Origin of the sequence: Arthrobacter sp. 3Tela_A, assembly GCF_049311025.1 — a bacterium.
Lineage (GTDB): Bacteria > Actinomycetota > Actinomycetes > Actinomycetales > Micrococcaceae > Arthrobacter_B.
Genome location: NZ_JAXIOM010000015.1, coordinates 46,797 through 61,623 on the forward strand (window position 1 = coordinate 46,797; position 14,827 = coordinate 61,623).

Genomic DNA, 14,827 nt, shown 5'->3' on the forward strand with positions numbered 1-14,827 from the left:
GGCCCTGTACCCGTTTCGGGTGCAGGGCCTTTGGTGTCATGTCAGGCCGAGCCCGTGCTCGTTCAATGCGGCTTCAATAAGGTCCAGGGCTTTCGGCCCCACACCGTGCAGCTGGGCGAGTTCCCCGCGCGGGACTCCGGCGAGCTGGCGGAGCGTGGTGTACCCCGCCGCTCCCAGCCCGCGGGAAGCCGGTGCCCCGATCCGGGGCAGCTCGTTCAGCGACGTCGGTGATGTGCTCATGCCTCGATGCTAGGCATCCGTGAGCTCTGTGGCCCAGCCCTCCGGGATTTCCGCTCAGTCCAGGGGATAGAAACTGACGACGGCGGCGAAGCCGCGGCCGAGCACCTGGGGGCGGTCGTCGCCGCCGGCAACTGTGTCCAGCAGATCCAGGTCTTCGGTTCGGCTTCCGCCCTCGAGCACGGCTTTGGCAGAGCCCTGGAGGAGGACCAGGAACTGGTCGGGGCCAAGGGAGGGCGGATTCTTCTTCGACAGTTCCACCACCATGACGGCGGCTCCGTAGCTGTTCCGGTCCACGAAGGTATTCAGTACCGTCACCTCACCGGTGGGCAGCGAGGCCTGAACCGGTACGTCGCCGGGATAGCGCAGCGGGCGGAGCCGTTCCATGGCGTGCTCGGTGCCGTCCACATTCAGGATTAGCAGTTCGCCCTCCACCGGGACGGTGATCCGGTCAAGGCCCTCGAAAGACGTGAACGGTCCGGACTTCTCGATGGTCGCGGCGGACAGCCGCCAGCCCGGGCTGCCCGAAGGGCCGGCCGGTCCGGTGGCCAGGTCCTTGGCGCGGCCGGAATTCGAGCCCCAGGACCGGGACGGAAGGGATGCGAACCGCATCAGGGCAGCTGCCATGCCTATTCGATGAGCGCCTGGCGGCGGCGCGCGTCGAGGACGTGCCGGCGTGCGGCGTTGCTGATCAAAAAACGCCGGCCGGTGGTCTCTGCGGGGACGATCCGGATGAAGTGGTTCTTCTCCCCGGCCTGCCAGGGGAAGAGCTCCAGCTCTGCGGAGTCCAGGACATCTTCGATGGACTCCAGCCGGGACGCAGTGCCCTTTACAACGACGCTCCAGGCATAGCCGAGCCGGTCGTCATAGCCGTCGACTTCAAAGGCCACAGCGGAATCGTCCAGGGCTGCGGAGAGCTTGGTCCCCTCAGCGGTGCGGAAGACGAGAGATCCGTGGTCCACGGCGAAGTTGATGGGGAAGATCTCCGGATGTCCGTCCACCACCACCGCCAGCCGTCCCACGGAGGCCTGGCGGATGTATTCCCAGCAGTCACTGGATCCGAGTTCGACGGGTACCCCTGCATCATTGGTTGGCGGCATGTCCCCAGTCTAGGCATAACCGCAGCCGGGCCGGTAAGCAGCCAGCCGTGACTCCGCAGGCCAAATGGAGAACAATGGGCTCATGAAGGCAATCCTGAACGTCATCTGGCTACTGTTCGGCGGCATCTGGCTGGCTCTTGGCTACGTTGTTGCCGGCATTGTGTGCTGCCTGCTGATCGTGACCATTCCGTTCGGCATCGCGTCTTTCCGGATCGCGTCCTACGCCCTCTGGCCCTTTGGCCGCACCGTAGTGGACAACGGCCGGGGCACCGGAGTGATGGCCACCCTGGGGAACGTCATTTGGGTGATCGTCGCCGGTATCTGGATCGCCTTTGGGCACATCGCCACGGCCATTCCCATGTTCCTGAGCATTATCGGAATTCCGCTGGGCATCGCGAACCTGAAGATGATCCCTATCTCGCTGACCCCGCTGGGCAAGCGGATTGTGCCGACGTCGGGTCCCGGTCTGGTGCCGTACAGCCGGAACGCCCCGTATGGAACGTACCCGGGTCCGTCCTACCGCTAGCCTGCCAGCCCTTCCAGGAAGGCTGCCGCCACGGAAGCGGGATCCGCGCCGGCGCCCGGCAGGAAGACGGCGACCGCGAGGTCACCCTGAATGACCGTCACCCAGGCACTGTTGGGCTTCGCTCCGCCGGATCCCGCAATGCCCGCCGCTGCCAGGACGGGTTTGCCGGTCACGGAGCCCAGCACCTGAAGGCCCTCATCCGCGCGTCCCCCGGCAACGTTGGCGCGCAGCGCGGAACGCAGTTCCTCTGCCTCATCGGGGGTTAGCGCCGGGACGTCCTCCTCATCCGGCGGCGGCGCGGCTGACTCCGTTTCCCCGTTCCCGGAATCCTGCTCGTCAGCCGGGTTAAGGACCAGCACGGGAGAGACCCGCTCGCCCCTCGCCACCGACGCCGCGGCGGCTGCCGCGGCAAAAGGAGAAGCGAGCACAGTGCCAGGACCGTCGACTGCTGCAGCCGCCGCGGCATCATCGGAACCGTCCGGCACGCCGCCGTAGAATGCCTGGGTTCCCAGGCCGGCAGCAACCCCCAGCCCCAGGCTTTGGGCAGCAGAGGCCAATCCGGCCGGAACGCCGCCGTCTTCCGTTCCTGCCCCGGCCTCAGCGGAACGGAGCCGGGCCAGTTCGGTGACCGGCTGGAACGAACTGCCCAGGGAGTATTCACCCAGCAGGGCGGTCTGGGTGCCCTTGCCTCCGGGAGCATTGGCCACCGCCAGGACGTTGCCGGTGGACGGCTGCACCGCTACCAGCGCAGCGCCGGGTTCCCCCGGAAGGACGGCTTCTGCCTGGGACTGGACCCGCAGGTCAAGGGTGGTCTGCAGTGCAGTGCCGGGTTCCGATGGAGCCTCGAAAAGAGGCGGGGAAAGGGTGTTATCTGCGCCCATCACACGAACGGTTACCGCGTCCGAGCCGCGCAGCTGCCGGTCGTACTCAAGCTGCAGCCCGGACAGGCCGGCCAGGTCTCCGGGCGCAAGCGGTCCGTCTGCGGCCATCTCTTCACTCGCCGGGCCCACCGTCCCCAGCAGCTCCGCTGCGAAGCCGGGATTTGGGCCCAGTACGCGTCTTTCCGGAAGGGCTGCGGCGCCCGGAATGGTGGCTATGTCGGTTTCGAACGCCGGTGATACCTTGTCCTGCCGCACGGTTACGACTTCGACGAACGCATCCGGCCCGGCCGCCTGGAGCTTCGCTGCCAACGCGTCCGCATCCAGTCCCAGATAGAGGGAAAGGTAAAAGACGGAGGAAGCGTACTCACGCTCAGCCAGCACCGACTTATCCAGGCCTACGCGCCACACCGGCCAGTGCCGCATCAGCACCGATCCGCCGGCGCCGAGAATATCCGCACGGGGCGGCGGGCTGGCCTTGCGAACCAGCCGCTGCCCCGGGAGCAGATCAGGATGCACGGTGGTGGACCGGAACCGGGTTTCCCAGCCGCTGTCCGGACCCCGTTCCAGGGTCACGGTGGTCTCGTAGCTGTAGTCCTCCGGTGACGCGTTGACGTCCCACACGTACTTCAGGGTGGCAACCGCCTCATTGGAGGAGACCTCCTCGATTTTGGAGACCGTCACGGAAGGCCTGATGTTCATGCCGGAGACCTCGTAGTCCAGCATTCCGTTCACGGCCTCGACGGTTGACCCGGCAAACTCGTTTCCGGTGACATCCAGACGGGACAGCCCGTCGGCCAATGACGCAACGGATTCCTCCGGGCCCGGGCGCTCTTCAGGAGAGCATCCCGCCAGCGGGAGGCCCAGTAACGAGACGGCCAGGATGGCAGCGGTCAGGCGGTTCTTCCCCATGCGGGAAGGCTAGCTGCGCGCCGGGGAAAAGGGCACAGGGAAGCCCCGAAGTGCGGCTGTGCGGAGCCTATTGGCCAATTCCGGACAGGCCGTCCAGGAACGCTTTCATCACGGGCCCGCCGGAGGTGGAACCGAGTTCGCCTTCTTCGATGAACAGGGCCACGGCGAGGTCGCCCTGCAGGGCCACCACCCAGGCATGGGTGCGCGGCGGAACATCACTGCCAAACTCCGCCGTGCCGGTCTTGGCGATCACAGGCTCACCCGGCACGGATCCCAGCAGCTGGACGCCGCCGTCGGTCACCACGGCACGCATCATTTCCCGCAGCGCCGCGGCCTCCTCAGTGGTCAACGGCTTTCCGCCCGCGGTGGACGGGGAGGCAGAAGCCGACGGCGCCGCGGCCTGGTCTGCCTGCTCGACAAGCACGGGGGAAACGAGGCTGCCGTTTCCAATGGAAGCGGCAGCGACGGCCAGCGCGAACGGGGAGACGAGTACCTGGCCCTGTCCGATCATGGAGGCAGCATGCGCGGTGCCTTCCGCCGTGTCCGGAACTGAACCGAAGTAGGCGCCCGTGCCGATCGGTGATTCCACTCCAATGCCCAGGCTCAGCGCGGCGTCGGCCAGGGCCGACTGCGGGATCTCTCCGCGGGCGTTGATGAAGGCAGTGTTACAGGACTGGGCGAAAGCCTGGATCAGCGGAATTTCGCCCAGGAAATTGCCGGGGTAGGTGCTGGCGTTATTGAAACTGCGCCCGTCCACGTTCAGTTCCGCCGGGCAGGAGACGGTGCTCTGAGCCGTCGTTCCGGAGCGGAGCATCGCCAGGGTGGTGGCGAGCTTGAAGGTGGAGCCGGGTGCATACTGTCCCAGCAGGGCCGTCTGCTGTCCCTCGCTGCCTGGTCCGTTGGCCACGGCCAGCACATTGCCGGTGGAAGGCTGGATGGCAACAAGGGCGGAAGCGGAGGGCTCGTCCTCCAGCACTGATTCAGCGAGCGTCTGCATGCCGGCGTCCAGCGTGGTGCGCAGTTCGCCGCGTTCTCCGGCTTCTTCGAAGAGCGGTGCAGAACGGGTCCCATCAGCTGCGACAGTCCGGACGCTCACAAAATCAGCGCCGCGCAGCAGTTCGTCATATTCCCGCTGCAGCCCGGAGAGCCCGGTGATGTCACCGGGGGAGAGCCTGCCTTCGGACTTTTCGATCAGTTCTGCTGTCGCTTCCCCGGCGGAGCCGAGCAGTGCCCGGGCGAAAGTTCGTGTTGGTGCGAGGGACAGGGTGGAGGACAGTGCAGCAGCGCCTGAAATCGCAGCGATCTCTTCCTGGAAGACGGGCGGCGGGCTGACAGCATCCTGGCGCAGCGTTATGGCTTCAACAAAGGCCTCCGGGCCGGCGGCCTTCACCTGCTCGACGAAGGGAGCGGGGTCCAGTTCCAGGAACGATGCCAGGGCTGCGGCGGAGGTTTCCAGCTGTGCCTCCGGGATGCGGGTCTTGTCGATCCCGACCCGCCACACCGGCCGGTCCGTGACCAGCACCTGGCCTCCTGCTCCGAGGATGTCCCCTCGCTGGGGTGCCCCCGTTTCAAGCAGCAGGGAGTCGTCGGGCGCAAGCTCCGGATGCACCGCCGTGGAGGTGAGGCGAACCTGCCAGTCCTCATCGTCACTGCGCTGCAGTGCCACCGTGGTTTCGTAGCTGTAGTCGTTCTCCGAGGCGTTCACGTCCCAGACGTAGTTCAGGGTGGCCACTGCCTCACCGTCGCCGGTTTCCTCGACCGAGGCGACGCTGACGGCGGGTTTCAGCGGCGCCATGCCGGAGGTCCAGTCCGTGAGAAGGGAGTTGGCTTCCTCCGTGGTGGAGTCCAGGAACGTGCTGCCCGAGACGTCCAGTTCAGCCAGTCCGTCCGCGAGGGTCTGTGCTGCTTCTTCGGGTGTCGGGCCGTCCGCCGAGCAGGCGCTCAGCGACAATCCCAGGACAGCGACGGACAGGACAGACGCGAGCCAGCGGTGTTTCCCCATGCGCCCACAGTACCGGCGCAGGTCGAAAAAGCCGGTACAAGAAGCGGGGGGGGGCGGCCGGCCCGCCCCCGCCCGCCGCGCGGGGGGGGGGGGCGCCCCGCCCCCCGCCCCCCCCTCGGGGGTTGGTTACGCGCAGTTACACTGCGGCGGTCTCCGCAGTGGCAGCAGCGCCCGCGCCGGGGCGGTCCTGCCGCACAAGTTCGGCGCAGCGTTCACCGATCATCATGGTGGTGATGTTCGGATTCACCGTGGTCAGCTCCGGCATGACCGAGGCGTCCGCGACGCGCAGTCCGGTGACACCCTTGACCCGCAGTTGCGGATCCAGCGGCGACATGGCGTCGTCGGCTGCTCCCATCCGCACCGTGCCGGCCGGGTGATAGACCGTGTTGTGCGTTTTCCTGATGTACTCGGTGATCTCCTCGTCCGTCTGCACGTCCGGTCCCGGGTAGAGCTCACGGCCCGCCCACTCGGCCATCGCCGGGGACGCGACGATCTCGCGGGCCTTTTTGATGCCGTAGACCATCACGCGCATGTCATGCGGGTCGGTGAAGTACCGCGGGTCAACCATCGGCTTGTCGCGGAAGTCCCGGCTGCGCAGCCGCACGGTGCCGCGGGAGCGCGCATGGGTGACGTTCGGGGTGAGGCAGAAGCCGTTCTCGGTGGTGGGGTAACCGTGCCGGAGAGTGTGCATATCGAACGGGACCGAACCGTAGTGGAACATGAGGTCCGGGCGGTCAAGCCCCTCTTCCGTGGGGGTGAAGATGCCGATCTCCCACCACTGCGTGGAGGTTTCCGGCATCGGCTGCTTCGCTTCCCACTGGATGACTCCCTCCGGATGATCCTGCAGGTTTTCACCCACACCGGGGGAATCCACCCGGACGTCGATGCCGTGCTGCGCCAGGTGTGCGGCCGGACCGATGCCGGAGAGCATCAGGAGCTTGGGCGAATCGATCGCCCCCGCGGAGAGGATCACCTCGGTGCGGGCCGTGAGCGCGTGGGTGCGGGCGAACTGTCCGTCCACCACGTCGACGCCGGTGCAGCGGTTGTTTTCGTCGAACTTCAGTTCACGGGCACGCAGGCCTGTCAGCAGCGTGAAGTTGGGCCGTTCCATGATCGGGTGGATGTAGGAGACGGACGAGGACGAGCGGGTGCCGTCCGCACGCCGGTTGATCTGGAAGAAGTTCGCCCCGTTGATCACGGTTTCACCGGTATTGAACTTCACACGCGGGATCCCGGCCTGCTCGCAGGCGTCCAGCAGTGCCACGCCGCAGGGGTCATTCGGCGGGATGTTCATCAGGTGCACCGGACCGCTGTCCCCGTGGTGCGGCGCATCCGGGCCGGCGTCTTCGTTCTTTTCCAGCTGCTTGAACAGGCGGAACGCCATCGCCGAGTTCCAGCCCTCGGCGCCGAAACGGGATTCCCATTCATCGATGTCCTCCCGCGGCGCCCAGAAAGCGATGCAGGAGTTGTGGCTGGAGCATCCGCCCATCACCTTGGCCCGGGCCTGGCGCATAAAGGAGTTGCCGTTCTCCTGGGGCTCGATCTGGTAGTCCCAGTCGTAGCCGGATTCCAGCAGCTCCATCCAGCGGTCCAGCTGCAGGATTTCCTCCAGGCCACGGTCATCCGGGCCGGCCTCGACCAGGGCTACTTCGAGGGACGGGTCTTCGCTGAGCCGGGAGGCGACGGCCGCTCCGGCGGAGCCGCCGCCAATGACGATGTAGTCGAACTCGCGTTTGTGCAGATCAGTCATGAAACTTAGTTGACCTTTCCGTGGTCGTTGAACCAGCCGGTTACCTGGGGGTTGATGTTCTGGTAGATGTGCTTGGCTTCCTGGTACTCGCCCAGCCCGGTAGGGCCGAGTTCCCGGCCGACACCGGAGATCCCGAAGCCGCCCCATTCGGCCTGCGGGAGATAGGGGTGGAAGTCATTGATCCAGATGGTGCCGTGGCGCAGGCGGCGGGCGACGCGCTGGGTCTTGCCGGCGTCAGCGGACCAGACGGCTCCGGCGAGACCGTAGGCGGTGTCATTGGCGAGGGCTACGGCTTCGTCTTCACCGTTGAAGGTTTCAACGGTGACTACCGGGCCGAAGGCTTCTTCCAGGAGTGCGGAGCTTCCGCGCTGGATATTGTCCAGGACGGTGGGGGCGTAGTAGTAGCCCTTTTCCAGCTCGCCGGTTCCCCAGGTGCCGCCGCAGCGGACGCGGGCTCCTTCAGCCACTGCGTTTTTGACGTAGGCGGTGACCTTGTCCCGGTGTGCGGCGGAGATCAGCGGTCCGGTTTCCGCGTTTTCATCGAACGGCCCGCCCATGCGGATTTGTTCGGCGCGGCGGACCAGCTCGTTCACGAAGCGCTCCGCGATCGGCTCTTCGACGATCAGCCGGGCACCGGCGGAGCAGACCTGTCCGGAGTGGACGAAGGCTGCGTTCAGTGCGTTGTCCAGGGCGGCGTCGAAGTCGGCGTCGGCGAAGACGACGTTGGGGTTCTTGCCGCCCAGCTCCAGCGCGACCTTCTTGACCGTGCCTGCCGCGGCTGCGGCAATGGTCTTGCCCGTGGCGACTCCGCCGGTGAAGGAGACCAGATCGACGTCGGGCGATTCCGCCAACGGCGCTCCGGCGACGGCGCCGGCACCGAGCACCAGGTTGGCCGTGCCGCGGGGAAGCCCGAGGTCTTCCAGGACCCGCATCATCAGGATGGAGGTGGACGGTGTCAGCTCGGAGGGCTTGAGCACAAAGGTGCAGCCGGCCGCCAGAGCGGGGGCGATCTTCCAGGCAGCCTGCAGCAGCGGGTAGTTCCAGGGTGCGATCAGCCCGCACACGCCGACGGGCTCGTACTCAATTCGGGAGACGACGTCGGGGTTCCCGGCGTCCACGATCCGGCCGGCGTTCTGGCCGGCGATTTTGCCGAAGTACGTGAAGCAGGCGGCGATGTCGTCCATGTCGATTTCGCTCTCGGACAGCCGCTTGCCCGTGTCCAGTGTCTCGGCACGGGCGAACTCGGCCTTGCGTGCCTTCAGCTCGGCTGCGACCCGGAGCAGGAAGTCGCCGCGTTCCGGGGCCGGAACGGCCGCCCACTCGCCGCGGTCAAACGCCGAGCGGGCGGAGGCAATGGCCTTTTCCGTGTCCAGTGCAGTTGCTTCGGAAACGACGGCGACCAGTTCGCCGTCGGCGGGGTTGCGGATTTCGCGGGTACCGCCGTCGGATGCGGGCACCCAGGCCCCGTCGATGAAAAGTGTTGCCGGTGTACTCATCGTTTCTCCTCCCCGCCGACAAAGTCGGCGTCCCAGTTGTCTTTGACAACTGGGTCTTCGGTGATTGCGGTGTTTCCGGGCATCTCTCGGTTGAGGTGCAGGAATTCGAGGTGGCGTTCGTAATGGTCCAGGACGTCGGTGATCAGCTGGTCCTTGGTGTAACCCATGACGTCGTAGCCGTGGCTGCCCTCCAGGGAGAAGACCTCCGTGCGGAAGTACTTCGTCTCGGCGGAAGCGCTGCGCAGGGCGTAGGACGGGGTCTCGTACTCAACGGGATAAACCTGGTACTTGAACGGGCGTTCCTCGCCCAGGCCCACGGTCAGGTCAGCGGAGAGGATGCCGTTGCCGGCCTCGGTCTGGGAGAGCGAGACGTCGGCGCCCTTGGCTTCAAGCTCGTCGTGGACTTCGGCCAGGGCCGGAACGGCCACGGTTTCCACGAAACGTGCTGCCTGCCGGCGTCCGGGGTAGGACATGGCCCGGGTCAGGCGCTGGCGCCAGGTGCGTCCGCCGCGGGGATCCGGGCTGCGGCCGGCGATCATGCTCGGCAGGGAAGCCCGGAAGCTTGCGGCCAGGGAGTTCTCCACCCGCAGGGCCTTGTAAACCCCGAGCATGATGAACAGCAGCAGAATGGACAGCGGCAGGCCCATGATGATTGTGGCGTTCTGCAGGGTGGTCACGCCGCCGACCATCAGCATGGCGAGGGTGAGCACGCCGGTGATGACTGCCCAGAAAACCCGCATCCATTTCGGGGCGTCCGAATCGGCGTCCTTGAGGTGGGACGTGAAGTTGGCCATCACCAGGGCTCCGGAGTCTGCCGAGGTCACATAGAACAGCAGGCCGGTGAAGGTGGCGATCGCAGCGGTGGCGGGCAGCCAGGGGAACTGTTCCAGTAGTCCGTAGAAGGCCCGCTCCGGCTGGTTCATGGCTACCTCGCCGAAGGCTGCGTTGCCTCCCATGACCAGCTCCAGTGCGCTGTTGCCGAAGATGGAGATCCACAGCAGGATGAAGGCGAAGGGCACGATCATGACGCCGAGCACGAACTGGCGGATGGTACGGCCCCGGGAAATACGTGCCAGGAAGAGTCCGACGAACGGGGCCCAGGCGATCCACCAGGCCCAGAAGAATAGAGTCCAGCCGGAGAGCCATTCATCCGGCCGGTCGTAGGCCATGGTGTCCAGCGTCATGCCCGGGAAGCGGCTGAGCACGTCGCCGATGTTCTGCACGATCCCGTCGAACAGGAAGCTGGTCTTGCCCGCGATGAGAATAAAGAGCATCAGGCCCAGGGCCAGGATGACATTGAGTTCGGAGAGCCGGCGGATGCCCTTTTCGACGCCGGAGACCACGGAGATGGTTGCCATGATCACCGCGAGGGCAATCAGGGCGATCTGCACGCTGAGGTTCTCCGGCAGCCCGAACATAAAGCTCAGGCCGTAGTTCAGCTGTACGACGCCGATGCCCAGTGAGGTGGCGATGCCGAAGATTGTGCCCAGCAGGGCCGCGATGTCCACGCCGTGGCCCAGCGGTCCGTCGATCTTTTTCCCGAAGATCGGATAGAGAGCCGAGCGGATGCTCAGCGGCAGGTTGTGGCGGTAGGCGAAGTAGCCCAGAGCCAGTCCCATCAGTGCATAAAGGGCCCATCCCGTAATGCCGTAGTGGAACAGGGTCCACACCAGGGCCTGGCGTGCGGCTTCGGCGGTGGAGCCGTCGCCGGTGGGAGGGGCAAGGTACTGGGTGACCGGTTCAGAGACGGAGAAGAACATCAGGTCAATGCCAATGCCTGCGGCAAAGAGCATCGCGCCCCAGGTGAACAGGCCGAACTGCGGTTTGGAGTGATCAGGCCCGAGTTTGGTCTTGCCGATGCCGGAGAGGGCAATCACGAGGACAAAAACCACCACCATGGTCACGACCAGGAAGTAGTACCAGCCCATGTTGGTGGAGACCCAGCCAACCATGGCTCCGATGACTTCTTCGGCGGACTCGGTGGAGATCATGGCCCACAGTGCGATGGCCGTGATTCCCACGGCCGAGCCGGTGAAAACCACCCTGTTTGTCCGGGTCTTCTCCACTGCCGCGGGCGGCGCTTCGGATTCTGCAGTCTTGGTCATGACATCCTTCAAGGCTGTGCGAATAAAAAGTAAGGTCCCTTAGTCGTGGCATTCAGCCTAGCAAGTGCCCCTGTGGGAGGCTGATTTGTGTGACTTCGGTCAAATTCCCGGGGCCTGGATGCTGGTCGCCATCCCCGCACTGTTTCGGGTGGCCATGCTCCGGGCCTGTCCTGCGCGGGTGCTGTCCTGCTAACCTCCAAGGAGGTGCGGAATACGTGGTGCACCTCACATTTACCGGTTCCGGGGGATCTCCGGCCGGACCGCTGGATCGATCCGGAAGCCTCCTTTGGGACCGTGATGACGGCAAGCTGAAGGAGCGGGAATGTCGGAAATGGACGTGTTGCTATCCGAGACGGAGCGCTCGTTTGGGCTCCGCCAGATCCAGGCCGGGCACGCGCGCATGCTGGTGATTGGGCGGGACGTGAACCAGCCCATCGGTGAGGTCTGGAACGCACTGTCCGACCCCTCCCGGATCGCCGCCTACTTCGCGGAGCCGCGGGGTGAGCTCCGGCGCGGCGGGGATTACGAACTGGAAGGTTATGCGACGGGGATGATCCTGCGCTGCGATCCGCCCCGGATGCTGACTGTCACCTGGCTGCCGCCGCACGGCAACCCAGGCGAGCTGGAGATCCATCTGACAGACGTGGATGGCTCAACGCGCGTCGAACTGCTTTTTGCCTCGGTCCGCAAGAAGTTCGCGGTGATCGATCCGGAAGTTGCCGCATGGGCTGCCGGTCCCGGGTGGGAATTCTTCCTGGACCGGTTGGATGCGCACGTCCATGGCAGGGAGCTGAGCCCCAACATGGTCAGCTGGGAGCAGATGGAAGAAGCGGAGCAGGAGCTGTATCAGGCACGCAATGCAGCATGGGAGCGTGTCCGGGACGAGTTCGAGCGCCAGCACGCGCCGCTGCCCGGGCCTGAATAAGTGCAGGTCAGGGGCAGGTTATTGCCTGTGGAAAACTTTACAGCGGGGGTTGAGTGAAGTACACTCAAGTTAGTTGAGTACGAGCGGATGAAGCGAGCAGGCCCAGCGGGCTCCGGCAGGATGCCGGACCAGCTGAGCGGCGAATCCTGCTTCTGCAGGTGCTGGCCAGTCCGCCGGGAGCTTGTTCGGTTTACCTGAGCTGAGAAGGAGCCCGCCGTGGATACCAAATTCACCAACAAGAGCCAGGAAGCGCTCCAGGCTGCGGCCATGAACGCAACCACTGCCGGTAATCCCCAGATCGAACCGGCGCACCTGCTCAAGGCGCTGATGGACCAGCGCCAGGGGGTTGCAGTCGCGCTCCTGAAAGCGGCCGGAGCCAATCCTGACGCCGTTAGCGTCGCTGCCAGCAACGCCATCCATGACCTGCCCTCCAGCTCTGGTTCCTCCGTCCAGCAGCCGCAGTTTTCGAGGCCGCTGCTGCAGGTGATCAACACCGCGCAGCAGGAGGCAGCCCAGCTGGGTGATGCCTACGTATCCACCGAGCACCTGCTGCTGGCTCTCTCGGTGGACAACGGTCCCGCGGGAAGAGCCCTGCGGGACAACAATGCCGGCCATGACGTCCTGGCCGGTGCCCTTCCGAGTGTGCGAGGAGACCGCAAAGTGACCAATGCCGATCCGGAGAATACCCTCCAGGCGCTGGAGAAGTTCAGCACCGACCTGACTGAGATGGCCCGTGCCGGCAAGCTGGACCCGGTGATCGGCAGGGACTCGGAGATCCGCCGCGTCATCCAGGTTTTGAGCCGGCGCACCAAGAACAATCCTGTACTGATTGGTGAGCCCGGCGTGGGCAAGACCGCCGTGGTGGAGGGCCTGGCCCAGCGGATCGTTGCCGGGGATGTTCCGGAGAGCCTCAGCGGCAAGACCCTGCTGTCCCTGGACCTGGGGTCCATGGTTGCCGGAGCCAAGTACCGGGGCGAGTTCGAGGAACGGTTCAAGGCCGTCCTGGAGGAGATCGCCAATTCCGAGGGCCAGGTGGTGACGTTCATTGATGAGCTGCACACCGTCGTCGGCGCCGGTGCAGCCGAGGGCTCCATGGACGCCGGCAACATGCTCAAGCCCATGCTGGCCCGCGGCGAACTCCGCCTCATTGGTGCCACCACCCTGAACGAATACCGGGAGAACATCGAAAAGGACGCCGCGCTGGAACGCCGGTTCCAGCAGGTATTCGTCGGTGAGCCAAGCGTTCCGGACACCATCGGCATCCTGCGCGGCCTGAAGGAACGCTACGAAGCCCACCACAAGGTGGCCATCGCGGACTCCGCGCTGGTCGCAGCCGCCACGCTCTCCAACCGGTACATCACCGGCCGCCAGCTCCCGGACAAGGCGATCGACCTGGTGGATGAGGCAGCGTCCCGGCTGCGGATGGAGATTGACTCCGCACCGGAGGAAATCGACGAGCTGCGCCGCGCCGTCGACCGGCTCACCATGGAGGAGCTGGCCATCAGCGGTGAAACGGATGAGGCCTCACTCGAACGCCTCGAGGTCCTGCGCGAGGACATGGCGAACAAGAAGGAACAGCTTGCCGCGCTGAACGCCCGGTGGGAAGCGGAAAAGGCCGGGCTGAACCGGGTGGGCGACATCAAGGCCCGCATCGACGAGCTGCGGTCGCTGGCCGAAAAGGCGCAGCGCGACGGCGACCTGACCGAGGCCTCCCGCATCCTCTACGGCGAGATTCCTGCGATGCAGAAGGAACTCGACGCCGCCCAGGAGGCTGAGGAGGACAAGTACGGCGACGGTGCCCGGGAGCTGATGGTCTCAGAAGAAGTCACCGCCGACGACATTGCCGAAGTGGTGTCCTCCTGGACCGGTATTCCGGCCGGCCGCATGCTGCAGGGCGAATCCCAGAAGCTGCTGGATATGGAGTCCGTCATTGGGTCGAGGCTGATCGGCCAGCGCAAGGCAGTGCAGGCCGTCGCAGACGCTGTGCGCCGCTCACGTGCCGGGGTGTCCGACCCCGACCGCCCCACCGGCTCGTTCCTCTTCCTGGGCCCAACCGGTGTTGGAAAGACTGAGCTGGCCAAGGCGCTCGCAGAGTTCATCTTCGATGATGAGCGGGCCATGGTCCGGCTGGACATGAGTGAATACGCCGAGAAGCACACGGTATCCCGCCTTGTCGGTGCCCCTCCGGGGTACGTCGGCTACGAGGAGGGCGGCCAGCTCACAGAGGCCGTCCGGCGTCGCCCGTACTCGGTGATCCTGCTCGATGAAGTTGAAAAGGCGCACCCGGACGTTTTCGACATCCTGCTGCAGGTGCTCGACGACGGTCGGCTCACCGACGGGCAGGGCCGCACCGTGGACTTCCGCAACGTGATCCTGATCCTGACCTCCAATCTCGGTTCGCAGTTCCTGGTGGACCCGGGGCTCACGGAGGAACAGAAGCGCGAGTCGGTGATGTCCATGGTCAACGCCAACTTCAAGCCGGAGTTCCTGAACCGCTTGGACGACGTGATCCTCTTTGATCCGCTGAACCTGGAGGAACTCTCCGAGATCGTGGACCTGCAGGTCAAGGCGCTGGCCACGCGCCTGCGGGACCGCCGTCTTACTCTGGATGTCACAGACGCTGCGCGGGAATGGCTGGCACTGACCGGTTACGACCCCGCCTACGGCGCCCGTCCGCTGCGCCGTCTGGTCCAGCGCGAGATCGGCGACAAGCTGGCCAAGGGAATCCTGGCCGGACGGATTTCGGACGGAGACACCGTGCTGGTGGACCGCCAGGAGGCCATGGGAGACGAACTTGCAGAGCCGGGGCTGAGCGTCCAGGCTGTAGCCCCCGTCGGCTAGGTTTCCTTCCGGACGGTCCAGGCAGCAAAGAAGGGGGGGGGCGCGGGGGGCGGCG

At 65.6% G+C, this 14,827-nt stretch carries 11 protein-coding genes; 3 read left to right on the forward strand and 8 right to left on the reverse strand.

The window, feature by feature from the left end; translation table 11 throughout:
- Nucleotides 1-36 precede the first annotated feature (36 nt).
- Genes TVC13_RS06845 through TVC13_RS06855 form a run of 3 tightly spaced genes read right to left on the reverse strand, consistent with a single transcriptional unit; the run spans nt 37 to nt 1,337 of the window.
- The gene (locus TVC13_RS06845; RefSeq protein WP_422400472.1) at nt 37-240 is read right to left on the reverse strand and encodes a hypothetical protein; all 204 of its coding nucleotides are present in this window, start codon (nt 238-240) and stop codon (nt 37-39) included.
- Between the two features lie 54 nt (nt 241-294).
- Nucleotides 295-864 carry a HutD family protein gene (locus TVC13_RS06850; RefSeq protein ID WP_422400473.1) on the reverse strand — a complete coding sequence of 190 codons (570 nt, stop codon included), beginning with the start codon at nt 862-864 and terminating at the stop codon, nt 295-297.
- Between the two features lie 2 nt (nt 865-866).
- Nucleotides 867-1,337, reverse strand: a complete 471-nt coding sequence (locus tag TVC13_RS06855; RefSeq protein ID WP_422400474.1) for a pyridoxamine 5'-phosphate oxidase family protein — start codon at nt 1,335-1,337, stop codon at nt 867-869.
- 82 nt (nt 1,338-1,419) lie between these two features.
- Between TVC13_RS06855 and TVC13_RS06860 the strand changes: the two genes are divergently transcribed.
- On the forward strand, nt 1,420-1,863 hold the full coding sequence (locus TVC13_RS06860; protein ID WP_422400475.1) for a YccF domain-containing protein: 444 nt from the start codon (nt 1,420-1,422) through the stop codon (nt 1,861-1,863).
- On the opposite strand, the gene TVC13_RS06865 is transcribed toward TVC13_RS06860, so the two are convergent.
- The 5 genes from TVC13_RS06865 to betT form a co-directional block, all read right to left on the reverse strand.
- Complete coding sequence (locus tag TVC13_RS06865; RefSeq protein ID WP_422400476.1) at nt 1,860-3,653, reverse strand: hypothetical protein; 1,794 nt, start codon at nt 3,651-3,653, stop codon at nt 1,860-1,862. The two genes, TVC13_RS06860 and TVC13_RS06865, sit on opposite strands and share 4 nt — an antisense overlap.
- A gap of 67 nt (nt 3,654-3,720) precedes the next feature.
- A complete protein-coding gene (locus TVC13_RS06870; protein ID WP_422400477.1) occupies nt 3,721-5,655 on the reverse strand; it encodes a penicillin-binding transpeptidase domain-containing protein in 1,935 nt (644 codons plus the stop codon).
- 136 nt (nt 5,656-5,791) lie between these two features.
- A complete protein-coding gene (locus tag TVC13_RS06875) occupies nt 5,792-7,405 on the reverse strand; it encodes a GMC family oxidoreductase (protein WP_422400478.1) in 1,614 nt (537 codons plus the stop codon).
- Nucleotides 7,406-7,410: 5 nt separating this feature from the next.
- Entirely contained in the window at nt 7,411-8,901 is a 1,491-nt protein-coding gene (locus TVC13_RS06880) for an aldehyde dehydrogenase family protein (protein WP_422400479.1), read from the reverse strand.
- On the reverse strand, nt 8,898-11,006 hold the full coding sequence (gene betT, locus TVC13_RS06885) for a choline BCCT transporter BetT (protein ID WP_422400480.1): 2,109 nt from the start codon (nt 11,004-11,006) through the stop codon (nt 8,898-8,900). Before betT ends, TVC13_RS06880 begins: the two co-directional genes overlap by 4 nt.
- 322 nt (nt 11,007-11,328) lie before the next feature.
- On the opposite strand from betT, the gene TVC13_RS06890 reads away from it, so the two are divergent.
- Together TVC13_RS06890 and clpB are read left to right on the forward strand one after the other, a co-directional pair.
- Nucleotides 11,329-11,931 (forward strand): SRPBCC domain-containing protein, encoded by a 603-nt coding sequence (locus TVC13_RS06890; protein ID WP_422400481.1) that lies wholly within the window; start codon nt 11,329-11,331, stop codon nt 11,929-11,931.
- Nucleotides 11,932-12,147: 216 nt separating this feature from the next.
- Nucleotides 12,148-14,772: an ATP-dependent chaperone ClpB gene (gene clpB, locus TVC13_RS06895; RefSeq protein WP_422400482.1), complete on the forward strand. Its 2,625-nt coding sequence runs from the start codon at nt 12,148-12,150 to the stop codon at nt 14,770-14,772.
- The last annotated feature ends 55 nt before the right edge of the window (nt 14,773-14,827 follow it).